Annotated in this window: 19 protein-coding genes; 17 read left to right on the top strand and 2 right to left on the bottom strand. The window is 46.1% G+C overall.

Features of this window, described 5'->3' with window-relative positions:
- Nucleotides 1-261 precede the first annotated feature (261 nt).
- Both AB1K91_RS04115 and AB1K91_RS04110 read left to right on the top strand, forming a co-directional pair.
- The gene (locus AB1K91_RS04115) at nucleotides 262-780 is read left to right on the top strand and encodes an RNA polymerase sigma factor (protein ID WP_413088352.1); all 519 of its coding nucleotides are present in this window, start codon (nucleotides 262-264) and stop codon (nucleotides 778-780) included.
- Nucleotides 781-978: 198 nt separating this feature from the next.
- On the top strand, nucleotides 979-2,322 hold the full coding sequence (locus tag AB1K91_RS04110; protein ID WP_413088350.1) for a UDP-glucose dehydrogenase family protein: 1,344 nt from the start codon (nucleotides 979-981) through the stop codon (nucleotides 2,320-2,322).
- A 36-nt stretch (nucleotides 2,323-2,358) separates the two neighbouring features.
- On the opposite strand, the gene AB1K91_RS04105 is transcribed toward AB1K91_RS04110, so the two are convergent.
- On the bottom strand, nucleotides 2,359-3,360 hold the full coding sequence (locus AB1K91_RS04105; RefSeq protein ID WP_413088348.1) for a helix-turn-helix domain-containing protein: 1,002 nt from the start codon (nucleotides 3,358-3,360) through the stop codon (nucleotides 2,359-2,361).
- Between the two features lie 133 nt (nucleotides 3,361-3,493).
- Here AB1K91_RS04105 and AB1K91_RS04100 point away from each other — a divergent pair, with 133 nt between their 5' ends.
- From AB1K91_RS04100 to AB1K91_RS04030, 15 genes are all read left to right on the top strand, one after another.
- Nucleotides 3,494-4,414, top strand: a complete 921-nt coding sequence (locus AB1K91_RS04100; RefSeq protein ID WP_413088346.1) for an ROK family protein — start codon at nucleotides 3,494-3,496, stop codon at nucleotides 4,412-4,414.
- The gene (bglH, locus tag AB1K91_RS04095; RefSeq protein WP_413088344.1) at nucleotides 4,402-5,814 is read left to right on the top strand and encodes an aryl-phospho-beta-d-glucosidase; all 1,413 of its coding nucleotides are present in this window, start codon (nucleotides 4,402-4,404) and stop codon (nucleotides 5,812-5,814) included. Before AB1K91_RS04100 ends, bglH begins: the two co-directional genes overlap by 13 nt.
- 162 nt (nucleotides 5,815-5,976) lie before the next feature.
- A complete protein-coding gene (locus AB1K91_RS04090) occupies nucleotides 5,977-8,529 on the top strand; it encodes a winged helix-turn-helix domain-containing protein (protein WP_413088384.1) in 2,553 nt (850 codons plus the stop codon).
- Nucleotides 8,530-8,608: 79 nt separating this feature from the next.
- Nucleotides 8,609-9,004: an SMU1112c/YaeR family gloxylase I-like metalloprotein gene (gene gloA2 / locus AB1K91_RS04085; RefSeq protein WP_489686329.1), complete on the top strand. Its 396-nt coding sequence runs from the start codon at nucleotides 8,609-8,611 to the stop codon at nucleotides 9,002-9,004.
- Complete coding sequence (locus AB1K91_RS04080) at nucleotides 9,001-9,717, top strand: hypothetical protein (protein ID WP_413088341.1); 717 nt, start codon at nucleotides 9,001-9,003, stop codon at nucleotides 9,715-9,717. Before gloA2 ends, AB1K91_RS04080 begins: the two co-directional genes overlap by 4 nt.
- A gap of 107 nt (nucleotides 9,718-9,824) precedes the next feature.
- Nucleotides 9,825-11,372 carry an exopolyphosphatase gene (ppx, locus tag AB1K91_RS04075; RefSeq protein ID WP_413088339.1) on the top strand — a complete coding sequence of 516 codons (1,548 nt, stop codon included), beginning with the start codon at nucleotides 9,825-9,827 and terminating at the stop codon, nucleotides 11,370-11,372.
- Nucleotides 11,373-11,460: 88 nt separating this feature from the next.
- Nucleotides 11,461-13,581, top strand: a complete 2,121-nt coding sequence (locus AB1K91_RS04070; RefSeq protein WP_413088337.1) for an RNA degradosome polyphosphate kinase — start codon at nucleotides 11,461-11,463, stop codon at nucleotides 13,579-13,581.
- A 117-nt stretch (nucleotides 13,582-13,698) separates the two neighbouring features.
- Nucleotides 13,699-14,367, top strand: a complete 669-nt coding sequence (locus AB1K91_RS04065) for a hypothetical protein (protein WP_413088335.1) — start codon at nucleotides 13,699-13,701, stop codon at nucleotides 14,365-14,367.
- 776 nt (nucleotides 14,368-15,143) lie between these two features.
- Nucleotides 15,144-16,061 (top strand): proline dehydrogenase family protein, encoded by a 918-nt coding sequence (locus AB1K91_RS04060; RefSeq protein ID WP_413088333.1) that lies wholly within the window; start codon nucleotides 15,144-15,146, stop codon nucleotides 16,059-16,061.
- A 19-nt stretch (nucleotides 16,062-16,080) separates the two neighbouring features.
- Entirely contained in the window at nucleotides 16,081-17,628 is a 1,548-nt protein-coding gene (gene pruA / locus AB1K91_RS04055; protein ID WP_413088332.1) for an L-glutamate gamma-semialdehyde dehydrogenase, read from the top strand.
- Between the two features lie 618 nt (nucleotides 17,629-18,246).
- Nucleotides 18,247-19,251 (top strand): CobW family GTP-binding protein, encoded by a 1,005-nt coding sequence (locus AB1K91_RS04050; RefSeq protein WP_413088330.1) that lies wholly within the window; start codon nucleotides 18,247-18,249, stop codon nucleotides 19,249-19,251.
- A 58-nt stretch (nucleotides 19,252-19,309) separates the two neighbouring features.
- Nucleotides 19,310-20,512 carry a GTP-binding protein gene (locus AB1K91_RS04045; protein WP_413088328.1) on the top strand — a complete coding sequence of 401 codons (1,203 nt, stop codon included), beginning with the start codon at nucleotides 19,310-19,312 and terminating at the stop codon, nucleotides 20,510-20,512.
- A gap of 17 nt (nucleotides 20,513-20,529) precedes the next feature.
- Nucleotides 20,530-20,799: a 30S ribosomal protein S14 gene (gene rpsN, locus AB1K91_RS04040; protein WP_413088327.1), complete on the top strand. Its 270-nt coding sequence runs from the start codon at nucleotides 20,530-20,532 to the stop codon at nucleotides 20,797-20,799.
- Between the two features lie 3 nt (nucleotides 20,800-20,802).
- Nucleotides 20,803-21,975 (top strand): GTP-binding protein, encoded by a 1,173-nt coding sequence (locus AB1K91_RS04035; RefSeq protein ID WP_413088325.1) that lies wholly within the window; start codon nucleotides 20,803-20,805, stop codon nucleotides 21,973-21,975.
- Nucleotides 21,976-22,121: 146 nt separating this feature from the next.
- The gene (locus AB1K91_RS04030) at nucleotides 22,122-23,021 is read left to right on the top strand and encodes a quinate/shikimate dehydrogenase (protein WP_413088323.1); all 900 of its coding nucleotides are present in this window, start codon (nucleotides 22,122-22,124) and stop codon (nucleotides 23,019-23,021) included.
- A gap of 47 nt (nucleotides 23,022-23,068) precedes the next feature.
- Here the strand turns inward: AB1K91_RS04030 and AB1K91_RS04025 are convergent, their stop codons facing one another.
- Entirely contained in the window at nucleotides 23,069-25,072 is a 2,004-nt protein-coding gene (locus AB1K91_RS04025; protein WP_413088321.1) for a methyl-accepting chemotaxis protein, read from the bottom strand.
- Between the last annotated feature and the right edge of the window lie 204 nt (nucleotides 25,073-25,276).

The raw sequence follows: 25,276 nt of genomic DNA, 5'->3' as shown, positions 1-25,276 counted from the left end.
CCTCGAAAACGCGCATTTCTTAATGGAAAAAGCGTGTTTTCTTTGTGTTTCCTGTATTTGCGACAGATTTTGCAGTTAAGCTTCTGTAAAAAAGGGGACTTTTGACTTCAAGATGTCGATTATGGTAAATACACCCTTTTCTTGCAAAACTTACGATTATAAGACAGAATGGCGTGGGGTGAACAAAAAGTCCTAAAATTTGACAAGGAGGGTCGATGTTCGTAAGCTGTTCTGCCTAAAAACCAAGAGGAGTGGATAAGATTGAAAGATATTCGAAATACCGATTTCCAGTTGATTCTTGATCAGTATAAGAACATGATTCATTACCATATCCATCGAATGCGGATTCGGGACCCGCATGACGAGTTTCTCCAGGAAGGCATTATGGCATTGTTCCTCGCCTGCAATGGATATGACGAAACCAAGGGCGATTTTAATGCCTATGTCAGCAGAATGATCCGCTTCCGCTTGATCGACCACCTCAGAAAAATCATCCGCGAACAAGAAAAAGTTGACCTCATCATCAATGAAGCCCACACCCTCGCCGTTATCCAGGAAGAAGAAGATCTGATGGAGAAACAGGAATTTTGGGATAAAATCAAGCATATCCTGACAGATAAGCAATATAAATGGGTGTACTGGAGAATAAAACATGAATTGACGATCAAAGAGATTGCCCATATCGAAAATACGACAGAAGACGCCGTCAAGAATTGGGGACGTGAAGTGAAAAAGAAGCTAAAGGAACAGCCTTTCATTTTGGAATGTAGAAATAAGTGAAGAGATGACAGAGGGTGCATATTCATGCACCCTTTACAAATAGATGAAAATTGTAAAATTCATGAAAAAAATACGTAAATAATAACCTCAAATTGGATAATTTATAGTAAACTATTAACATTATCATATCATTATTTTGCTTGATATATAGCTTAGTAGAAGTGTATATGCACTTCGAAACAAGAAGGGATAGTAAAAATGAAGAAAATTGCAATTGTTGGTACAGGATATGTAGGCTTAGTGACAGGAGTGGCACTATCTGACATCGGGCATGATGTGACATGCGTGGATATCGATGAGACGAAAGTTGCCAAGATGAATCAAGGCTTGTCTCCAATTTATGAACCGGGTCTAGCAGAATTGATGACCAAAAATATCGAAAAGGGCAATCTTCATTTCACAACTGAACACAGCATAGCATTCAAAGATGCAGATGCCATCTATATTGCAGTGGGGACACCGGAAAGAGCGGACGGTTCTGCCAATTTGGACTTTGTGCAGCAAGTGGCGAAGGATATCGCTGCCAATGTGTCTGACAAAGGGGCCGTTGTCGTTACAAAGAGTACAGTGCCGGTGGGTACGAACAAGCTCGTGAAGCATTGGATTACCGAAGCGCTTGATCGGGATGTGCAGATCGAGGTTGTTTCCAATCCTGAATTCCTGCGGGAAGGCTCGGCTGTTTACGATACATATCATGGTGACCGTATCGTGATCGGAGCGGAAGCCGAAGCTGCGGCAGATTTAATCGAAGCGATCAATAAGCCATTTGGTGTACCGGTATTCCGTACGGATATCGAGAGTGCCGAAATGATCAAATATGCATCCAATGCCTTCTTGGCAGCGAAAATCAGCTTCATCAACGAAATTGGTACAATTTGCGGCAAGCTTGGTGCCAATATTGAGGATGTTGCCAAAGGAATGGGAATGGACAAACGGATCGGCGACAAATTCCTGAATGCCGGAATCGGCTATGGCGGCTCTTGCTTCCCGAAAGATACAAAAGCGCTCGTTCAGATTGCCGGCGACGTGAATCATACATTCGACTTGCTGGAATCCGTCATCAATGTGAATAACAAGCAGCAGCAAATTCCGGTTGATATCGCGCAGATGGTCGTTCGCGGCGGACTGGAAGGCAAGAAGGTTGCGATGCTTGGTCTTGCGTTCAAGCCGAACACCGATGATATGCGCGAATCAGCCAGCATCGTCCTTGCACAGAAATTGACGGAACTTGGTGCGAACATCTCCGCATACGATCCAATCGCCATCGAAAATGCGAAGCGTCTGCTTCCGGAGACTGTTCATTATGCTGCGAATACCGAGGAAGCATTACAAGATGCAGATGTCGCGATCATCGTGACAGAGTGGGATGAGTTCAAAGACCTGCCATTGACTGTCTTTGAAAAACAAATGAAACAGCCAATCGTCATCGATGGCCGCAACTGCTACCCACTCAGCTATGTAGAAACAGCGAATATCGATTATTACAGCATCGGACGACCTTCTGTCATCCGTGCGAAGAGATCGAATCAAACAGCTAAATAATTTGTCCGAAGCCGACAGCATCTGCTGTCGGTTTTTTTATGCTTTTTCCCGGTACTGGCGGGGTGTGAGTCCGGTGTGTTTTTTGAACACTTTTGTGAAGTAGCTTTGATCATGGAAATGAAGCAATGTACCGATATGCAATAGTGATTGATCTGTCAGCCGCAGTAAGAGCTTGGCTTCCTCGATGCGCAGCTGCTGGATATAGGTTCGGATCGGCATGCCGACTTCCTGTTTGAAACGGGTGGAAAGGTAAGATGGATTCATTTTCAGCATATCCGCCAGGTGCTTTAGTGTCATGTCTTCGTATAGATGCTGATAAATAAAATGCATGCAATGGGCGATTTTGCGGGAATAAGTGCTTGCCTTGATATCGCTTACTTTTTCAGCGAAGTTGCACAATGCTTCTGTTTGAAGACGAACAAGTGCTGCGGTTTGCGTCTTTTCTTCGATTTGCTGGATATATACATCACTCATCGTAAAGGCAAGCTCTGGTGCGAGCCCGGCATCAATGGCGGCGCGGGTGGCTAATGTAATGGCTGTGATGCCCAGGTTTTTGCGGCTGCGTAATGCATCTTTTTTCGCCAGTGTCCCACTCAATTCATCCGGAAAGCTCTGCATCTGTTCTTTGACAAGATCGGGTTTGCCGGCACGGATACAATCGAAAAGTTTTTCCTCTAAATAAGGATGATGATGAAACATGATATTCTGTCTGTTTTCGGCTGCTTGTATCAGTGGCTGCTCGAAGGAGGGCATGTCCATCGAAGCTACATCCAGCTCCCGCTGATACAGCATGTAATATGCAACAGAGCCGATATCGATCAGCTTGTCCTTCGTTGTCTCCGTGACAGGAGCGGGACCTAGCTTCAAAACACCGGATTTGCCGGTATCGTCATCTTCGTATGGAATCAGAAAGGTATAGCCTGCCGCTCCTTCCGTTATATATGGAATGTTTGAGAGCGCAGTTTCTGTCTGATAAGAGACAGGGATGGGGAATGTCTGACGAAGCAGACGGGCGACGGTGGACCATTCGTTCGGCATAAGGAACCTCCATTACAAAAAAATGAAAAGTAACTACCAAAAAAACGAAATCAATACCAGAAATGTAATCGTTGTCATTATACCATAAGTATGCAGGTGTTTTGTAATAGGACAACTGGAGGGGGTGCAGGCTATGTATCTGGTAGTCGATATCGGTGGAACTTTGGTCAAGACCGCATTGATGGACAGGAGCGGCAAAATCATCAAGCAGGATAGTCGACCGGCTTCCCGCGAAAATATCGCTGTTTTCGATGACATATTGTTTGCCAGCATAGACGACTTGTTCAGCGAGGAAGTACGAGGCATTGCTGTCAGCACGCCTGGTGCTGTCGACATAGAAACTGGCGTCATCTATCATGGTGGATCTTTTCCGTTCCAGCATGGCGTGAATTTGAAAGAAAAGCTGAAAGCACGCTATGATGTAACGATTGCGGTTGAAAACGATGCTCGCTGCGCAGCGCTTGCGGAGCTGTGGCTTGGCAGTCTGAAAGACAAGCGCGATGCCATTGTCCTGGTACTTGGCAGTGGAGTTGGCGGCGGTATTATCATGGATGGGAAGCTGCGACATGGACAGAATCTGCTGGCGGGTGAAATGAGTTATATCATGCCAGCGGTCGATACACAATCAAAGAAAGCTACCTATTTCGGGTCGACTGGTTCTGCAGTCGAGATGATCAAAAAAATCAATAAAGAAAAAGAAGTTGCCGATTTGTCGGATGGGAAAAAGGCGTTTGATTTTATCAATGCCGGTGATGAAGCAGCCAACGCAGTTTTTGATGCTTTTTGTTTCGATATTGCCGCACAGATTTTGAATCTGCAGTATATCCTTGATCCAGAAGTATTTGCCATCGGCGGCGGTATCAGTGCCCAGCCGATCGTAGTGGAACGAATCCAGCAGGCAGTGGCCAAGATCAAGCAAGTAAATCCGTTTCATGCGGCAGCGCCGGCAATCGTCTGCTGCCATTATCGAAGCGATGCCAATCTATACGGAGCACTTTATCATTATTTGACGGAACATGAAAAGACAGGAGGAACAGGGACATGGCAGAAGTAAAAAAAGAATTTCCAAAAGGATTCCTATGGGGCGGTGCCGTTGCGGCGAACCAGCTGGAAGGAGCTTATCAGGAGGATGGCAAAGGACTGTCCACAGCTGATGTGTCACCGGACGGCATCATGTATCCGCCGTCAGAGGATCCAGCCAAACTGAATCTTTATCATGATGGAATCGATTTTTATCATCGCTACAAAGAGGATCTGGCCCTGTTCGGGGAGCTTGGCTTCAAATGCTTCCGGACAAGCATCGCATGGACGCGTATATTCCCGAATGGTGATGATGCCGAACCGAATGAAGCAGGTTTGAAGTTCTATGACGACTTATTCGATGAAATGCTAAAACACGGCATGGAACCGGTCGTGACGATTTCCCACTATGAAATGCCGCTCAACTTGGTGAAAAAATACGGAGGCTGGCGCAGCCGTGAAGTAATTGGTTATTACGAGAAATTCGCCAGAACTGTTCTTGAACGCTATAACGGCAAAGTGAAATACTGGATGACATTCAACGAGATCAATGTCGTGCTGCATGCCCCATTCACAGGTGGCGGGCTAGAGTTTGAAGAAGGCGAAAATAAGCTGAATATCATGTATCAAGCTGCTCATCATCAATTCGTTGCCAGTGCACTGGCGGTGAAAGCATCTCATGAAATCAATCCAGATGCGCAGATCGGCTGTATGATCGCGTCCATGACGACGTATCCGCTGACGCCGAATCCGGATGATGTCTTCGCAGCGCTGCAGCAAGACCGTAAAACACTGCAATTCTCGGATGTGCAAGTACGCGGTTACTATCCAACTTATTTGAAACGGTACTTCACGGAAAATGATATCGAATTCGAGATTGCCGATGGGGACGAAGAATTGATGCGAGAGCATACGGTCGATTATATCGGTTTCAGCTATTACATGAGCTTCATCGCGACAACCGATGAAGAAAAACTGGAAGAAGCAACAAAGGGGAACTTGATGACTGGTGTAAGGAATCCATATCTGAAGTCTTCCGAATGGGGCTGGCAGATCGATCCGAAGGGATTGCGTACAACGCTGAATATGCTTTATGATCGCTACCAGAAACCGTTGTTCATCGTGGAAAACGGCTTGGGCGCTGTGGACAAGGTCGAAGAAGATGGCAGCATCCAGGATGATTATCGAATCGATTACCTGCGTGCACACATCGAGCAGATGCGGGAAGCCGTAGCCGATGGAGTCGACTTGATCGGGTATACGACATGGGGACCGATTGACCTAGTCAGTGCCTCGACTGCGGAACTGAAGAAGCGTTATGGCTTCATTTATGTAGATCGGGACAATGAAGGAAACGGCACACTGGAAAGAAAGAAGAAGAAGAGTTTTGCGTGGTACCAGCGTGTAATTGAAACAAATGGTCAGGAACTTTAAAGGATCAAGCATCTTGCTGCCGTGCAGCGGGTGCTTTTTTTGTGTCTGTACTGAACCCTTTATACTATTAAAATTTGTCAATGGAGTTACAAAAGTGCTAGATTTCACCACAAATTTCTACAAGTTTTGTTATAATTGAAGCAATAAAGGTGGAAAAGGTTGATGGTGATGCGGGAACAAGATAGTCTGACTGAAACGGCAATATCGGCTGTGACTGTCGGTCAAATGAGGATAAAACGGATCAAGCAGGGCAGCGTCTGGACAAAGATCGAGACATGTAAACTGACGACGGTGACGGCTCCTTCTGGCTACGGCAAGACGACAATGCTCCAGGAATGGGCAGCGCAGACACATTTGGATGTGGGATGGGTCAGTTTGGAAGAAGAAGATATCCAGCGTGTCGCTTTCTGGAAGAAGATAATTCTGCATATGCCCGGTTTGCCGGAACAGGATCGGAAGCACTTATTGGATATCATCCAGTCCGCTTCTTATTCGCCGACTCATTTCATCGCTACATGGTGTGCTAGCTTACGCGAACATCAAGTGACGGGTGCATTGGTCATCGATGATTTTCATTTGATGATAAATTCCAATGAATTATATGAAATGACAACATTATTGGAAGAGATGCCGAACACATTCCACATCATCGTATCTGGACATATCTTTCCTGGTCTGTCTTTTAAACGGCTATTGCGGCAGCATCAAGTACTGCAAATAACGAAGCGTGATCTTATTTTTACAGAAGAAGAGATCGAGTCGTATATCAGGAATCATTTACATAAGGAGCCAACGGAGACAGCAATCCAAAATATTATGCAGCAGACCCAAGGATGGGCTGCCGGGCTTCAGCTTATTCACATGTATGAGCAGTTCCAAGAGGATTATTCCGAACTGCAGTTTTCGAATGTCTTGGTCGCAAGGCAGCTGATACAGGAGATTGTTTATAGTCTGCATGAAAACGAGCGGAACTATTTGCTTTCCACTTCCATTTTGAATGAGATGCATGTGCGCTTATGCGATTATATTGCAGGCACAAGGCGCGGCCGGGTGGTGATGAGAAGGTTAAGGGAGCAAGGATTGCTGATCGAACATCAGGAGGAGCCAGGCTGGTTTACTTATAACAAGCATCTTCGGACATATTTGAAAGAAATGCTCGATATGCAGAACATAGATGTCAATGAACTTTATAATCGGGCGAGCGTCTGGCACGAAAACGAGCAGATGCTGCTCACAGCTATCCGCTATGCCTGGAAGGCGGGTGATTACCCACGTGTCAATCAGCTCTTGATCAAAGCAGCTCCAAGTCTTCTCCAAGAAGGACGTATCGATCAGCTGCAGGAATGGATCAATAGGTTGCCGCGCAAATATATATATCAGATGGAACTGGGGATCATTTATGGTTGGGTGGAATGTCTACGTTACCAGCCGGAACTGGCCCAGCGGCATGCCCATATGATAGAGGAACAGCTGCTGCGTCGGGAATTGCAGTTCAGTGAAGAGGAAGAGAAACGACATTTTGCCGATTTATATACATTGAAAAGTTTCATTTCCCTGTTGGAGGATGATGTGAAAAGTACGATGGATTATGCCAGCAAGGTACTAATATACAGTAAAGATTTCAGCAGATACTTTTCCCATTCTTTCGACTATAACCGGCATGACGCCACCATCCTCCATTCCCCGCTTGGAGGGGGAGGTGATTTACGCTCCGTTCAGCGGGTCTATGAAAGTCTTTCGCACACGGTCACGAGCGATTCCGTGTTCAGTGGTTATTACCATCTGAGTCTGGCAGAACTTGCATACGAATGGGGAATGGCAGCCAAAGCGAGAAGTCATCTGGACAAGGCGCTGGGAGTTGCTGATCTGTTCGGATTGCCAGGTTTGCTCGTACCGGCATACATATTGAAAGCACGTCATGAATTGGAGCAGCAGGGTGATGCGCAATCGGCCAAAGCAACACTGCATGGACTGAAAGATATGCTGACAAGGAGCAATGCTTCAGCAGATTGGTTCAAAAAAGCAGAAGCAGCCAGGATTCGTATTGCCATTTATCAAGGTGATACGAAGCGGATTCATAATTGGCTGTCTCTATTTCTCATGCAGGAGCCGCCGATTGAACAAAAAACCTTGTTTGAATATATCACGCTTATATGGGCCTATTCAGCAATTGGTGAAGTCGAAACAACACAGAAATATATCAAAAAGCTGATGCCGCTTGTCAAATTCGGCAACCGGATAAATGCAGAGATCGAACTGTATATCATCCAAGCGACACTGCTATATCCGACTGACAAGCAGCAAGCCATTGTTTCCTTGAAGGATGCTATACGCCTCAGCACCGAACATAAATATTTGCGCATCTATTGGAGTGGCGGCGAGAGTGTTCGCGATTTGCTGCATGAACTGCTGTCTGCGGATGCTGTGTCGAAGAAACAACGGAAGTATATCGAACAGATCCTGTCCTATTGGTCAGAAGAAACAGATGATCAGAAGCTGCAAAACAGGCTGACAAGCCGGGAATTGCAGCTTGTGTATCACCTGCAGCTTGGCAAACGCAATAATGAGATAGCCCAGGAGCTGGATTTATCACTCGGCACCGTTAAAGTATATTTCCACCGAATCTATGAAAAGCTTGGCGTGAAAAACCGCAAGCAGGCAAAGGAACTTGCTGCTGGTCTTGATTTCTCTGATATTTTTGTAAAGAAGCAATGATATTTGCGGATTTATGCTGAATGAGGGAAAATTTTGTAGTAGAATGAAGGAAATGGAAGTGGCGGAAGGAGGCGGCATTTTGCTGCAAGCTGTGCATCATATTGCAATCATTTGTTCGGATTATACAGAATCCAAACGATTTTATACAGAGATATTAGGATTGCGGATCATACGGGAAGTGTACCGGGAGGAGCGAAACTCCTATAAATTGGATCTTGCCCTTGGAGATACATACGTCATCGAATTATTTTCCTTTCCGAATCCCCCGGAGCGGCCGAGTTATCCGGAAGCTGCAGGTCTGCGGCACCTTGCTTTCTCCGTGGATGATGTCGAAAAAGAAGTAGGTCGCCTTCGGTCAATGGGTGTGAAGACCGAGCCTGTCCGGATCGATCCTTTTACGGAAAGAGCATTCACATTCTTCCAGGATCCGGATGGCTTGCCGATCGAGCTGTATGAAGAGGAGGCTTTCGCGTGAAAAAGGAGACACTGCTGATTGGAACATTCATCATTTTCCTTGGTATCGCGGTTTCTGCCTTCTTCTATGTACAGAACAAGTCCGTAACGAGCAGTTCCTTGAAGGCGAATGAGCAGAAAGAGCAATCCTTTGCTGCCAAGTCGAAACTGACAGAAGAGCCGAAAGAAGTGAAAGTTGAACATATCGAAGGAGAATTTGCCCTCCAGAAAGAAATGATCACAGCTGAGGAAGACGAAGCTGCCGAATTGGAGCTTGAGGCAGAGGAAGATGACGAGGTACTGACGACTGAAGAACCAGTCATCACGGAAGATGATATGGACGTTGTCGATGGCTCTGATTCCACCTCTCAAGCACCTAGCGCAAGCTATAGCGCTCCAGTGAGCGGATCATCGAGCAGCTCTTCCAGTTATAGCGGCTCAAGCTCCAGCAGCTATGGTAACTCGAGTAGTTCCAGCAGCTATCGTGGTGGATCGTCAGGCAGCAATAGCGGTTCTTCCAAGGAGTCGAATAAGGGCAAATCGGAAGATACGGAGACTGCTCCTTCCAAAGGACAGGACCAACCTGCAGAGAAACCTGCGACAAAACCGAAACCAACTCCAAAGCCGCCAGCTGATGAGCCGGAAAAGGACGTAGAACCGGAGCCGGAACCTGAACCATCGCCTCAACCTGATGCGCCGGCTGAAGAAGATGAGGAAATCCAAGCAGTAGGATGATACTGTATAGTCGCACATTTGTGCGGCTTTTCTTTTAGAGAACATGTTACGTTGGCTGCTCTTTGGGTAATATGGAGAGAAAGGCTTTCGACGTGAGGGGAATAGTTATGACAACAAAGTACTATGCCATTATTGATATTGGATCCAATACAATGCGCCTTGTCGTGTACTTGCGTGACAAGAGCGGCAGAATCAAAGAAAAAGAGAATGTAAAGGTCGTCGCGCGTCTGCGCAATTATTTGACTGCAGAAGGAATCCTGGATGAGCAAGGCATCCAGACCTTGATCAAGACATTGCATAGTTTCCAGGAAGTGACGCGCTATTATGAGCTGGAGTCGACGACTTGTGTGGCAACGGCAACGGTTCGGCATGCGAAGAATAAGCAGGAAATCTTGGAGCAGGTCGAAAATGAGACGGATTTCACCATCCGGATTCTATCGGACTATGAAGAGGCGTATCTTGGTTATTTGGCCGTGACGAACAGCATGCCGTTCGAGGATGGGATCACGATCGATATCGGCGGCGGCAGTACGGAACTCACATATTTCAAAGACCGCAAGCTGCAGTTCTATCACAGTTTCCCATTTGGGGCTCTGTCGCTCAAGCGGCAGTTTGTCGCCGGTGATAAGCCGACAGCAGAGGAACTGGAACAGATTCATACGTATGTATGTGAGCAGCTGCGGACGTTGGATTGGCTGCCGAACAAACAGCTGCCGATCATCGCCATTGGCGGTAGCGCACGGAATGTCGTCCAAATACATCAGGAAGAAGTTGGCTATCCGTTAGCTGGACTGCACCAGTACAAGATGAAAAAACAAGATATCGAGGAAATGGAAGCAGCACTTGCTCCGCTGGACTTTGCCGAACTGCAAAAGGTCGATGGCCTCTCGAAAGATCGGGCCGATATCATCCTTCCGGCGATGCAAGTATTCATGTGCCTCCTTGACATCGTGGGAACGACAGATTTTGTCCTCAGCCGCAAAGGATTGCGGGACGGCTTGCTGTATGAAGTGCTTCGTCGCCGGAATGAGATGACATTATTCCAAGATGTGCTGGAACGCAGCTTCGAGGAACTGGCGAAGGACTTCGAGATTGATCGAACACATGCACTGGAGCGGCAGCGTACGGCCCTGCAGCTGGCAGAGTTGGTAGAAACCTCGGGACTTGCGGAATGGACCGATCATGATAGATTCCTTCTTAGATATGCGGCTTTTGTTTACAATGTCGGAGCTTATATCGATACGGAATCCGGCAATCAGCATACGTTTTACTTGCTGGCGAATCGGACGATCGACGGGCTGCTGCATAAGGATCGAATCATTCTGGCGCTGCTTGCATCCTTCAAGAACAAGTCGTTCTATAATCGGAATGCTGAAGTGTTCCAAGCTTGGTTCAAGGGGGAGGAGCTTGCTCATTATCGTTTGCTTGGAGCGATCATCAAGCTTGCAAACAGCCTGCATGCGACCAAGCGGAGTATCGTCCTTGACATCGAATTGCAGGAGGATGGAGAAGATTTGATGCTGATTGTCACATGCAATAAGGACTGGCAGGCAGAAAGATACCAAGTCGAGAAACAGAAAAAGCATCTTGAAAAGCAGCTGCGGCGAAATATCCAGCTTGTTTTCCAGGAAGATGCGCACTCCCATATCAGTTAAAACTTTACAATAACTTCACAATCTCTCTTTTTAGCTGCTGATATACTAGAAATGATGAAGAATACTGTCGAAAAGTGGTGCGTGGAAATTGAGAACAGAGGAACAGCTGCGGGTGGATTTGAATAACCCGAATAATTACAATAACCGAGAGTTGAGCTGGCTTGCATTTAATGAACGAGTGCTGGAGGAAGCGCTTGATGAGCGCAACCCTTTGTTGGAAAGGCTAAAGTTCCTGTCGATTTTCAGTTCCAATCTGGATGAATTTTTCATGGTACGTGTTGCAGGTTTGAAAGACCAGGTGAAGGCCGGCTTTAACCGTCCGGAAAACAAAGCGGGCATGACACCGAAACAGCAGCTCCAGAAAATCGGGGCAAAGGCGCATCGTCTCGTCGAGATGCAGAACAGTTTGTTCCAAGATATCATCATTCCGGAATTGAAGGAAGAGAAAGTGGAGCTATTGGGGATGGAGCAGCTGTCGAGTGCGCAGCTGCTCCGTCTGGAAACATACTTTGAAGAAGAGATATTCCCTGTCCTTACGCCGATGGCAATCGATGCGTATCGTCCGTTCCCGATGCTGTTGAACAAAAGTCTGAATCTTGCGGTATCTTTGCTGGACGAGCATGAAACCGACGAAGCCACGCAGCGGAAAACGGCGATTGTGCAAGTACCGGCTGTCCTGGACCGATTCATCCAGCTGGAGGATACGGAGGAAGATGCCCTTCACTTCGTATTATTGGAAGATATCATCAGTCATTATATTTATAAGTTATTCCGAGGCTATCAGATCAAGTCCGTCACTGTCTTCCGGATTACACGGAACGCCGATATGACCATCCATGAAGAAGGCGCCCGTGACCTTTTGAAAGTGATTGAAAAAGAACTGAAAAAGCGTAAATGGGGAGCAGCAATCCGGCTGGAAATCCCGAAGCGGGAGTATGACTACAAAATGGTCACCTTCCTGACGGAAACATTGGATATCCACCGAAAAGATGTCTATGAAATCGACGGGCCAATCGATCTGACAAGCCTGATGCAGTTTTACAAGTTAGTCGCTGCCAAACGGGAGCATCTTATCTATGAAACACTCATCCCCCAGCCGCCTGCTGAAATCGGGACCGATGAGAATTTGTTTGATGCAATCAATGACCGGGATATTTTCCTGCATCATCCGTATGAATCATTCGAGCCAATCGTTGATTTCATTTCGAAGGCAGCGGATGATCCCGATGTATTGGCCATCAAGCAGACGCTATACCGTGTGAGCGGGGATTCCCCTATCATAGACGCATTAAAGCGGGCTGCTGAGAAAGGGAAGCAGGTCACCGTTTTGTTCGAACTGAAAGCGCGCTTTGACGAAGAGAACAATGTACAGTGGGCCAAGGAGCTGGAGAAGTCGGGCTGCCATGTCATTTACGGGATGACGCATCTGAAGACACATAGTAAAATCACGCTTGTGGTGCGGAAGAAGCATAATCGGATCGAGCGCTTTGTCCATCTTGGGACAGGCAACTATAATGACCAGACGGCCAAGCTGTATACCGATATGGGTCTGTTCACATCCAAGCGGAAATTCGGAATCGATGCGACGAATTTCTTCAATTATTTGAGCGGCTATACGGAGAAGCCGACTTTCCATCATCTGTCGGTGGCACCATTTGATATTCGTTCGGATATGATCAGCATGATCGATGAAGAAATACTGCTGCATAAAAAGCATGGTAATGGACGTATCATCATGAAAATGAACTCTATCACCGATAAGCCGATCATCCAGAAATTATATGAAGCTTCCATCGCCGGCATCAAAATCGATTTGATCATCCGGGGTATCTGCTGTCTGCGGCCTGGAATCAAAGGTATCAGTGAGAATATCAAAGTGCGCAGCATCGTCGGACGCTACTTGGAGCATACACGAATCTATTATTTCCATCACAACGGTGAGGAAAAGATCCACCTTTCATCTGCCGATATGATGACGAGGAATATGGAGAAGCGAGTGGAGATCCTCTTCCCTATATTCAACGGACCAATCAAGCGCCGAATCCGCAGCATCCTTGATATCATGCTGCAGGACAATAGCAAAGCAAGGGAACAGGATGAAAACGGCGTCTATCATTATGTGAAACGGGGCGATCAAGAAGAGCTGATCGATAGCCAGCTTATCTTGTTCAACGAAGCATATCATCATGTGATGGAAGACGAGGAATGAAAGTAAGACGCGATCAGCGTCCTACTTTTTTGCTATTCGACAAAATCTGCTGGGAATTATTGCTATAATATAGACTGGCACTTTTTTCTATTACTTCTAGCAGAGGAGCGGAAAGCAGTGAAAGCATTTTTTATTACGTTATTATGTATTAGTTTACTTGCAATAGTCGGTACTGGTATTTACATCTTCTTTTCACAGGAAGAAAACAATTCGGCAAGCGGGAAAGAGAACGAGAACAAGTCATCATCGCAGGGTGAACAGAGTGTTGATGAGCAGGAAGAAAAAGCATTGGAACCGGTAGAGAAGGGGGAAGGAGCGTCTAAACTGGAAGAATTGTCTGGTGATACAAAGGACTTCCTTTCTACGTTCACTTATGAAGATTACGATGAACAAGTCGCTTATCAAAATGAAGAACTTGTAAAGCAGATCATCGGTGACCAGCATGCCTACTTGAATGATCTGACCGGCTGGGGACATATCGATAATGTAGACATCGACTATCTTGCTGAATCCGAGGAATGGAAAAAACTGCAAGATGACGTGGAACGACTGCGAACAGAAGGATTCGCCCCATCGGAAGCAGTCAATGATATGTGGAACGCCGAAGCATTTATGCGAATCGCTACAGACAGCGCCGATTTGAACAGTCTGCGTTATGTGCATCGAATCTTCCATGACATGGACGCCGAAATCAATGGAGCCGAAGTAGATAAAGAATGGGGCGCAACACGCGCATTCGGTGCGGAAACAGAAACACAGGAACTGTATTCCTATATAAAAGGGTAATAAAATTTATAGATACATGGAATTATTACTGAATTGCAAAGCCGATTCTTCTTAATCAAGGGATTGGCTTTTTTAGTTTAACGGATTTATAGGACATTGGAAATTCGAATAGTTATAGCTGAAACTCAAAGTTAACAGTCCTTTATCAAGCACTTCATAATTTTGAAAAGTTAAATATTGCGTGAATTGGGTCAAATTATCATAAGATTGATTCAGAAAAGTGTGTGTAAATGAGAGAAGTTACCAAAAGAGCAGCATGACATGGATGACTATTAGCTTAAAGTACGCTGATTCAAGCATATAAATAAAAACAAAAATATATCCTCTTCTATTTTGAACTATACCCCAAATGACGGACACATTAAAAAAAGGACCCTCATTCGGGGTTTTGTGTTTTCAGCTTTGAATATTCGAATTATAACTGAACAAATAGTGAGGTTGTAGAGATGTTACATATTATATTATCGGATCATAAGGGCAATTAAGGTAATGCCTCTCTTACTTTCATAAATGTGAGCAAATGTCATGAGAAATCAAAGCTACTTCACTTGTATTTTTCTTCTTTAAAAATCAAGGATGATACCCAAAACAGTTTCTTGAAATCACCCCGGCTGTAAACCATCCATACCAAAATATAACTTTTCCCACAGGATCTTTTTTGTGTACTTTACACAAAAACAACTTAATTGTTTGTCTTTTCAGCATATTGAAAGCCTTTTAATTCGATTTTACAATGTTTATATAGCACATGTGCAAGTGAATTGAGAGGTGTTCAAATGGAAGCGTTATCTCGCAATTTTTTCTTGTATTTATCAAAGAATCAGCCACTGAACAAGCTGGCTAACTTATATGGAATACGGATGGTCAAAGGCAAGATCGTTGGGGGTATATCCTTTGACCAGGCTATTCCATTCATCAGGGAGCTCAATACGGACGGAATGAGTGTGACCGTCGATCATCTTGGTGAATATGTGGCTGATCCGCACACAGCAGTGGAGAGGGCTGGTGAGGTTGTCGCGGCGCTTGAGCTGATCAAGGAAGCGGGATTGGATGCACAGGTTTCCTTGAAACTGACATCACTCGGACTTGATATCAGTGAAGAGCTTGTCCGTTTGAATTTGCGACGGATCCTGACGGCGGCTGATCGTCTGGATGTGATGGTGACGATTGACATGGAAGATTCAGAACGATGTCAAAAGACATTGGATTTGTTCCAGGAGCTGAAAGCAGCATATCAAAATGTGAGTACCGTCATACAGGCTTATCTGTACCGCAGCAATGATGATTTGGAAAAGATGGAGCACCTTCAGCCCTTCATTCGATTGGTCAAAGGGGCGTATAAAGAACCAAAATCAGTTGCTTTTCAGGAAAAACGGCATGTGGACGCCAACTACCGCAAGCTGATTGCAAAGCAGCTCGATAGCGGCAGCTATACAGCTATCGCAACGCATGATGATCGGATGGTGTCCTTTGCGAAGCATTATGCCTTGGAAAAAGGGATCGGAAAAGACAAATTCGAGTTTCAAATGCTGTACGGCATGCGGCAGCAGCTGCAGCAAGAGCTTGTCAAAGAAGGTTATAAAGTCCGGATCTACTTGCCTTATGGCGATGATTGGTACGGTTACTTCATGCGCAGGCTGGCGGAGCGTCCGGCAAATATTGCATTTGCATTCAAAGGTATGACCAAAAAATAAATCAAAGGAGCGATTGATCATGACGACACCTTATAAACATGAACCGTTCACCGATTTCACGCAGGAGAAGGAGCAGCAGGCTTTCAGTAAAGCGCTGGAGCAGGTACAAAAGGTGATGGGAGAATCCTACCCGCTTGTGATTGACGGCGAAAAAGTGACGACCGATGAGAAAATCGTCTCTATCAATCCAGCAAATAAAGAGGAAGTCGTCGGGGAGGTATCCAAAGCATCCCAAGAGCATGCTGAACGTGCGATTGAGGCAGCAGCGACCGCTTTTGAAACATGGCGCTATACCAAGCCAGAAGAACGGGCCCACATACTGATGCGTGCGGCCGCGATCGTCCGTCGCAAAAAGCATTATTTCTCGGCACTGCTTGTCAAGGAAGCAGGCAAGCCATGGAAGGAAGCGGATGCCGATACAGCGGAAGCGATCGATTTCATGGAATATTATGCACGCCAGATGATCGAGCTTGCTCCGGGTAAAGCGGTCAAATCGCGTGAAGGGGAAGCAAACCGTTATATCTATACACCGACAGGCGTCACTGTGGTTATTTCGCCTTGGAATTTCTTGTTTGCGATCATGGCCGGTACAACTGTTGCTCCACTAGTGACGGGGAATACGGTTGTATTGAAGCCGGCAAGTGCCACACCTGTCATCGCGGCTCAGTTTGTCGAGGTGCTGGAGGAAGCGGGTGTTCCGAAAGGCGTCATCAACTTTGTGCCGGGAAGCGGTTCTGAAGTGGGCGACTATCTGGTCGAGCATCCGAAAACAAGCATCATCACATTCACCGGCTCGCGCGATGTCGGTACACGTATTTTCGAAAAAGCTGCCAAAGTACAGCCAGGTCAGCAGCATTTGAAACGCGTGATTGCGGAAATGGGCGGGAAGGATACAGTCGTTGTGGATGAAGATGCCGATATTGAACTGGCAGCAGATGCAATCGCAGTTTCTGCCTTCGGCTTTGCCGGACAGAAATGCTCGGCAGGATCCCGAGCTGTTGTGCACGAAAAAGTGTATGACGCTGTCCTGCAGCGCGTCATCGAAATCACGGAATCCCGGATTACTGCAGCGCCGGAGAGTGCAGATGTCTATATGGGACCTGTCATCGATCAAGATTCTTTCGATAAAATCACCGATTATATCGAAGTCGGCAAACAGGAAGGCAAGCTTGTAAGCGGCGGATCCAGTGATGACAGCAAAGGGTTCTTCATCCAGCCGACCATTTTTTCCGAGCTGTCCCCGACCTCCCGCTTGATGCAGGAAGAAATCTTCGGGCCAGTCCTTGGCTTTTCGAAAGTATCCAGCTTCGAGGAAGCAATCGACGTTGCCAACAACACGGAGTATGGCCTGACTGGTGCAGTCATCACGAAAAACAGGGCCCACATCGAATACGCCAAAGAACGATTCCATGTCGGCAACCTGTACTTCAACCGCAACTGCACCGGCGCCATCGTCGGCTACCACCCATTCGGCGGCTTCAAAATGTCCGGCACCGACTCCAAAGCCGGAGGACCAGACTACCTGCAACTTCACACGCTGGCTAAGACTGTAAGTGAGATGTACTAAGAAAAGTGGAAGAAATCGTTTAGAAACGGAGGAATAAGTGAGGGAGCCCGGAGTAAGGCGTATTTCCCTTACACAGGGATTCATCGCTTAGGCCGCAGTTTCTGGTCTTTGGAGCTAGACAGCAAACGAAAAGAGGAGGAAATCGCTTATTCTCTAGTCCCTGTCTTTCACAGCTAGACAGCTCAACATCAAGAAACTGATAAACTCGTCCAAAAACGAAGAAAAGCGTGCCGCACAGGCACGCTTTTTTATGTGAGGAGGAAATAAAAAAGGAGGAAGATAGAGGGAGAGGGGGATTAGCCGTCCGACTCTTCTTCGTTCTCCGGTTCACTCAATCTTGTCAGCCAGTCTCTGAATTCAGCGTCGTCTTTGCAATGAATTACCTTTGGTGTCTCGTCTAGTTTGTTGATCATATGCAATCTCTCCTTTTCGGTGATTCAACCAGATTATACCCGATGCTGGATATATTGAAACCCATTTTACAGACTCTTCAACAATCTAACAAACACTTTGTAAACTTATCTTCCGGATAATTTTAATGGGAGAGACTTTACAAGTGGTATATCATCGTGTATGATTTAAATCGTAACGATTACGAATTAAATCGAGGTGTACGATATGTCTGAAGGAATGAATAAGATTCCGGTGACGATCCTGACAGGGTTTCTAGGTGCTGGGAAGACAACATTATTGAATCGGATGCTTCGTGATGTGCGAAGCAATAATACCGCAGTCATCATCAATGAATTCGGGGAAACAGGAATTGATGGTAAGTTTGTGGAGCAGACAAAGGAAGAAATCATCGAAATCAATAACGGCTGTATTTGCTGCAATGTACGCGGTGATCTGATCAAGATACTCAAAGACATGCTTGTACGTGTACACAAGGAAGGTACGGAACTGAAGCGGGTGATCATCGAGACGACAGGACTGGCCAATCCTGCTCCTGTTATCCAAACATTCCTGATGGATGATGTCATGCGCCACTGGTTCAAACTTGATTGTTTTTGCACTGTGACGGATGCTTTGCATTTGGATCGACAATTACATGAGCATGCTGTTGCAAGGGAGCAGATTGCCTTTGCCGATAAAATCATTATAAATAAGCAAGATCTTGTTTCAGAAGAAAATCTACTAGAGCTGCAGGCCCGCATACAAAAAATGAATCCAGAAGCCGAGTTATTTTTCGCCCAAGACAGCAAGGTACCGCTATTCAAGCTATTGGATGTATTCAGTTTCTCCTTGGATCAAAAACTGAGTGTCCGTCCAGATATGCTTGAACATCATCATCACCATCATGACGATGTACAAGCTGTTGTGCTGAAAGATGAGCGTCCGATTGATGCAAAGCGGTTGAATATTTGGTTCTCTTATTTAGTTCAGATAAAAGGAGAGAGCTTATTCCGTTATAAAGGTATCCTTCATGTCAATGGACAAAGTAGGCGTGTATTGTTCCAAGGTGTACATATGCTGTTTGCCAGTACTGCTGACAGAAGATGGGGGCAAGATGAAATCCGGCAGAATGAACTTGTCTTCATAGGCAGGGACTTGGATGAAGCGGAACTGCGAGCTGGGTTTGCTTTTTGTCTTGGTGATAAGGAAAAGTTTCTTGCAGGCGCATAAAGCGAAAAAAATTTTAGGTGAAATTAAATCGTAATGATTACAAATTGAGGTGAGTGAAATGAAAAAGAAAATACCGGTAACGGTTCTGAGTGGGTACTTAGGTGCCGGCAAGACGACGTTGCTCAATCATATTTTGCATAACAGGGAAGGCTTGAAGGTTGCCGTCATCGTCAACGACATGAGTGAGATCAATATCGATGCCGGTCTGGTGGAAAACGAAGGGACATTATCGCGTGTGGATGAGCAGCTGGTGGAAATGTCCAATGGCTGCATTTGCTGCACACTGCGGGATGATTTGTTGGTGGAAGTGGAGAAGCTTGCCAAGAATGGCAGCTTTGATTATATCCTGATCGAATCGAGCGGGATCAGTGAGCCAGTGCCTGTAGCTCAGACGTTTACGTACATTGATGAGCAGTTGAACATCAATCTATCCGACTTTACGACTTTGGATACGATGGTGACGGTCGTGGATGCCAACCGATTCTGGCATGACTTTGGTTCCGGTGAAAGTCTGCTGGATCGGCAGCAGGAAGTGGCTGCGGATGATGAGAGGGAAATTGCCGATTTGCTGCTTGATCAGATTGAGTTTTGTAATGTACTCATCCTGAATAAATGTGATTTGGTAGAAGAATCGGCTCTACGCGAGTTAAAGCATGTGCTACGCCTATTGCAGCCGGAAGCGAAGATAATCGAGACCACGCATGGAAAGATCGATCCCAAAGAGATCCTGTTTACGGAGTCTTTCGATTTTGACAAAGTCAGTTCTTCGGCAGGCTGGCTGAAGGAGCTGGAAAATGGCCCGGAAAATCATACACCGGAAACGGAGGAATATGGGATTGGATCCTTCACTTACGTCCGGCAGCATCCGTTCCATTCGGAGCGGTTCATGCAGTTTGTCGAGACAATGCCGGAGAATATTGTCAGGTCCAAAGGTATCGCTTGGTGTGCAACGCGTAATCAATTTGCATTATTGCTTTCGCAAGCAGGTCCGGCTGCCAATATCGAACCAGTATCTTATTGGGTAGCTGCGTTGGATGCCGAACGGCAGAAGTTCATTCGCAGGGAAAACCCGTCCTTAAATAAAGAGTGGCATCCAGAGTATGGTGACAGGAAGACGCAATTAGTATTCATCGGAACGGATTTGGATCAGCAAGCCATTGTAAAAGAGCTGGACAGCTGTCTGTTGACAGAATCGGAGCTGGCAGGAGATTGGTCTCGACTGGCTGATCCATTCCGCTGGAACATCCAAACAGCACAATGAACAAGGAGGAATAAAGAATGGCAAAAAAATCGAAAATCGCAAAAGAGAAAAAAAGACAGGAAATGGTGATGAAATATGCGGAACTGCGAAGGGAACTGAAGGAAAAAGGAGATTACGAAGCGCTCCGTAAACTGCCGCGTGATTCTTCACCGACAAGATTGAAAAATCGCTGTGAGATCACCGGAAGGCCCCGTGGCTATATGCGTCAGTTCGGCATGAGCCGGATCAAATTCCGCGAGTATGCGCATAAAGGACAAGTGCCAGGTGTGCGGAAAGCGAGCTGGTGAGCAGTGGACCGTAAACCGGTAACCGTCTTGAGCGGTTATCTCGGAGCAGGGAAGACGACGCTTCTTAATCATCTGCTGGGGAATAAGCAAAATCTGAAAATAGGTGTGCTTGTCAATGATATGAGCGAAATCAACATCGACGCTCATTTGCTCGAACAAGGCGGGCTGAAACGCACCGATGAGAAGCTGATCCAGCTGGAAAATGGCTGCATCTGCTGTACCTTGCGTGAAGATTTGATCCTGGAAATCGATAAGTTGGCAGATTTGGATCTTGATTATATCATCGTGGAATCGACTGGTATTTCCGAACCGATTCCAGTAGCCCAAAGCTTCACTTACCAAGAAGAAGTGCTTGGAATCGATTTGTCTGCCAAATGCCGGCTGGATACGATGGTCACAGTGGTGGATGCAGGGAGGTTTTGGCATGATTATCAATCAGGGGAGTCCTTGCTTGACAGGCAGCAGCAGGCAGTGGAGGATGATGAACGTGAAATCGCCGATTTGCTGCTTGATCAAATCGAATTTGCAGACGTCATCCTTTTGAATAAAACCGATCTGTTGGAAGAGCAGGCCCTGGAGCAGCTATTCAGTCTGTTGCAAACGCTGAACCCAGAAGCGGACATTCATCAAACGCAATATGGGAAAATCGATCCGAGCCTTGTCTTGGATACGAAGAAATTTTCCTTTGACAAAGCCAGTCAATCTGCCGGCTGGGTGAAAGAATTGAATAATGAACATATCCCGGAAACCCAAGAGTATGGAATTGCCTCTTTCGTTTATCGAAAAAGGCGGCCATTCCATCCGGAACGATGGATGAAGTGGCTGGAAGATTGGCCCAAGGAAGTTGTGCGAGCCAAAGGTTTTTTCTGGCTCGCGTCTCGCCCGGACACGAGCGGCTTATTGTCACAAGCAGGTCAGTCGCTGGCTATCGAAGCAGCCGGTCCTTGGATTGCTGCCTATCCGCCGGATGAACAGGCATCTCTAAGGGCAGAGGATGAAGAATTGGAGGCAAGATGGCATCCTGTGTACGGCGACAGAATGACGGAATTGGTTTTCATCGGGATAGGCATGCCCAAAGAACAGTTGATGAAAGGCCTGGATGATTGTGTTCTTACGGATGAAGAAATGCTGCAAGACAGCACAGTATTTTCCGACCCGCTTCCAGCCTTTGTATAGAAGAAAACCCGCTTCCCATTTGGTTAGCGGGTTTTTTTGTCAATCTGCTTGTCAGGATAGGTTTTGGTCATGAGGGACATCTTCCGTTAATAGGCATTAGATGAAGGTTTGCCGGCGTGAATCTTCATTTAAAGGGGGATGTGGCCATGAATAAAAGAAACCTTGCGCAAATTGATGCCAAAACAACTCTGGTCGGCCTGCTTGCAACGCCGATCAAGCATAGTATCACACCTGCCATGCACAATTTGGGCTATACAATCAGTGGTTTGAATTATGCCTATTTAGCTTTTGATGTCGGGACAGACAAACTGAGGGAAACTGTCAGCGGTCTGAAAGCAATGGGGGCAGCGGGATTCAATATCTCCATGCCGAATAAAATCGACGTGTTGCAGTATGTGGATGAATTGGATGAGAGTGCTAGGCTGGCTGGTGCCAGTAATACTGTTGTCCATAAAGATGGGAAGCTGATCGGCTATAATACCGACGGCTTTGGATATGTGAAGAACTTGGAGGAACATGGTGTCCAGCTTGAAGGTATGAAGGTGACACTTGTAGGTTCAGGCGGCGTTGCAGCTTCCATCGCCATTCAGTTGGTGCAGGCAGGCATAAAAGAACTTAGTATATTTGCCAGAAATGATAAGTTTTTCGCCAATGCAAAAGCCAATATGTCCTGTATCAATCAGGAGATGAAAGAATACGGTGTCAGCACAAACGTTTTTCCATTGGAGGATGAAGAAACTTTCCGAAAAGAAATCGCAGGAAGTGCTATTTTGGCGCATGCCACAAGTCTGGGCATGAAACCACTACATGAATGGAGCATTCTGGATGGCTTAACCGATGTCTTGCGGCAGGATTTGATTGTGACAGATGTCGTTTACAATCCGCGAAAAACAAAATTAATGGCGCAAGCGGAAGCTGCCGGTGCCAGAGCAATCAATGGCTTAGGCATGGTGCTGTGGCAAGGGGCGTTGTCCTACAAGCTGTTCACAGGGGAAGAGATGCCAATGAAGGAAATCAAGGCGATCATGTTCGGTGAAGGATATTAAAAAGGAGAAGCACTGCTGAAAGTGCTTCTCCTGTCATCGCCTGTAATTTATGATAATTTGAATTGCTGCAGCTGCTCTTGCAAGGTGCTGGCATCTTGTTCGAGCTTCTCGGCAAGTTCTTTCAATTGATCCATGGAATGCGTCTGGTCTGCTACCGATGCCGTGATTTCTTCCGTTCCGGCTGCTGTCTGCTGACTGATTGCGGCAATCTCGCCAGTATTGTTGGCAAGTGTTGCTTCCCGTTCCATCATCGCTTTCATCTCTTCCTTCGTCCGTGCCGTCAATTCCATATTGTTAGCGATGGCTTCGTGGATTTGGATGAAGAGGTCTTTTGTATTATTGACCGCCGTTTCCTGTCCGCGGACAACGTTACCTGTTTTAGAAGCGAAGGCTGCCGTTTCAGCTGTTTCGGACTGGATCTCCTGGACAATGGATCCGATGTCGCGAAGTGCATGTTCTGTTTGTTCTGCCAGTTTGCGGACCTCATCGGCAACGACAGCGAAGCCCTTTCCGCTCTCGCCGGCCCGTGCAGCCTCAATGGCAGCATTCAGTGCCAACAGATTTGTCTGTCCGGCAATATCGGTGATCGTATCGACAATACCGCTGATATTAGCCGATTTCTGCTGAAGGCTCATAACAGCTGATTCTATCTTTCCAGTAGCGTCAATTGCCTCTTTGGATTGGTCGATTAATTCCTGCATCTGCGAACTTCCGACTTCAGCCGCTTCTGTCATTTGCAATGCTTCTTCATATACTTGCTGGTTATGTGCATTGACCAGTTTGATATTTTCGGAGAGTGCTTCCGTTGCAACAGTATTACGCTCCATGATTTCAGCCAGACTTGTAGTGCCAGCGGAAATCTCCTCCATGGTCGCCGCTACTTCGGCGGAAGTTGCTGCATTCTCCTCTGCATTGGCAGCAAGTGCTTGGGAAGCAGACTGTACATTAGCCGAAATAGCCGTATTATGCTGCATCATACCGTGAATGTTGCCGATCATGTTGTTGAAGCTGCCGGATAGTTCGCCGATTTCATCAGCGGAGCTGTTATTCATCTGTACGGTCAAATCGCCATCTTCGACTTGTTTCATCTTGTCTCGCAGAGTCTTGATTGGTCGTACAACCGAGTTTACAACAAAGTAGGTGATGGCAAGTGCAATTGCCAGCACAATCAATACAGTGATGATCAAAGGAAGGATGATTCCTTTAGCTAAATCGCTGAACTCATGTTTTGGTACGATAGCAGCGATTGACCAGCCGGTCCGATCATTCATGGTAAAGGCAAGGACATTTTTTTCTCCATCAAGTTCATAATGGACGATACCGCCGCGTCCGGTCGATAGCATCTTCTCCCAGAATTCTTCTTTTGTTGCATCGGTTCCAAGCAATTTATCATCTGGATGCGATAGGTAATGGCCTGTTTTATCAAATACCGCAGCAAAGCCTGTATCACCGACTTTGACTTGCTCTGTCAGTTCCTTCAGACGGGTAAGTGTGAACTCGGCGACGACGAAGCCTTTCAGCTTGTTGTCATTGTCGTAGACAGGCTGTACAGCATCAACCACAGATTCTTCTGAGTCTGCTGAATTGTATGGGTCTGTATAACCGGTGTGTTCTTCAAGTTCTAAACCAAGCTGATACCACGGACGGGCAGTAGGATCGAAGTCATCAGGTAAATCCATTTGCGGGTAAGAAACCAATTCCCCATCGATTGGCTGATAGAAAATCGATGTTACGTTCGGGTTATCTTTTGTATAGCTTTCCATCGTTACGGCTAGCCGTTCCATATCATCATCCCGCAACGATTGGGTTTTGCTGATGCCTACTAAGGTAGATTCGATATTGTCAAGAAATAGATCATAGATGGTATTCAGCTGAACTACTGTCTGATCGTGCATCTGCTCTGTCTGGGAATCCAGCACCATATTCCGGCTGAACTGATAACCGAAATAAGCTGTCACTACTCCTGTTATAATAAACATCGCAATTATCGGATAGATGATTTTGCGCAATATCTTTCGCGTGAAGAAGTTTCCTTTTTTATTTTCTTTCATTATTTATATCTTTCCTCTCTCTATCTTAAATATAGCTACACCTTTTTATCGGTAGGTAAATAGAATTATGTAGCATTTTTATTAGAAATGAAAAAAGCTAACGTTTTCAGAGGAAAGTTTACTAATATTTTTGTTTTTAATAGGAAAAATAGGAAGCGGCTAGGCAAAATTCTTCTCCTGGAGTATGATAAAAAGAAAATGCTT

It is taken from the genome of Terribacillus jepli (genome assembly GCF_047228925.1).
Lineage (GTDB): Bacteria > Bacillota > Bacilli > Bacillales > Amphibacillaceae > Terribacillus.
This window is presented reverse-complemented; position numbering and strand designations above follow the sequence as displayed.

Excerpts from the sequence above, each read along its gene's own strand:
- AB1K91_RS04110 (WP_413088350.1), top strand. The coding sequence starts at position 979 with ATGAAGAAAATTGCAATTGTTGGTACAGGATATGTAGGCTTAGTGACA.
- AB1K91_RS04105 (WP_413088348.1), bottom strand. The coding sequence starts at position 3,360 with ATGCCGAACGAATGGTCCACCGTCGCCCGTCTGCTTCGTCAGACATTC.
- AB1K91_RS04100 (WP_413088346.1), top strand. The coding sequence starts at position 3,494 with ATGTATCTGGTAGTCGATATCGGTGGAACTTTGGTCAAGACCGCATTG.
- bglH (WP_413088344.1), top strand. The coding sequence starts at position 4,402 with ATGGCAGAAGTAAAAAAAGAATTTCCAAAAGGATTCCTATGGGGCGGT.
- AB1K91_RS04090 (WP_413088384.1), top strand. The coding sequence starts at position 5,977 with ATGGTGATGCGGGAACAAGATAGTCTGACTGAAACGGCAATATCGGCT.
- ppx (WP_413088339.1), top strand. The coding sequence starts at position 9,825 with ATGACAACAAAGTACTATGCCATTATTGATATTGGATCCAATACAATG.
- AB1K91_RS04060 (WP_413088333.1), top strand. The coding sequence starts at position 15,144 with ATGGAAGCGTTATCTCGCAATTTTTTCTTGTATTTATCAAAGAATCAG.
- pruA (WP_413088332.1), top strand. The coding sequence starts at position 16,081 with ATGACGACACCTTATAAACATGAACCGTTCACCGATTTCACGCAGGAG.
- AB1K91_RS04050 (WP_413088330.1), top strand. The coding sequence starts at position 18,247 with ATGTCTGAAGGAATGAATAAGATTCCGGTGACGATCCTGACAGGGTTT.
- AB1K91_RS04045 (WP_413088328.1), top strand. The coding sequence starts at position 19,310 with ATGAAAAAGAAAATACCGGTAACGGTTCTGAGTGGGTACTTAGGTGCC.
- rpsN (WP_413088327.1), top strand. The coding sequence starts at position 20,530 with ATGGCAAAAAAATCGAAAATCGCAAAAGAGAAAAAAAGACAGGAAATG.
- AB1K91_RS04030 (WP_413088323.1), top strand. The coding sequence starts at position 22,122 with ATGAATAAAAGAAACCTTGCGCAAATTGATGCCAAAACAACTCTGGTC.
- AB1K91_RS04025 (WP_413088321.1), bottom strand. The coding sequence starts at position 25,072 with ATGAAAGAAAATAAAAAAGGAAACTTCTTCACGCGAAAGATATTGCGC.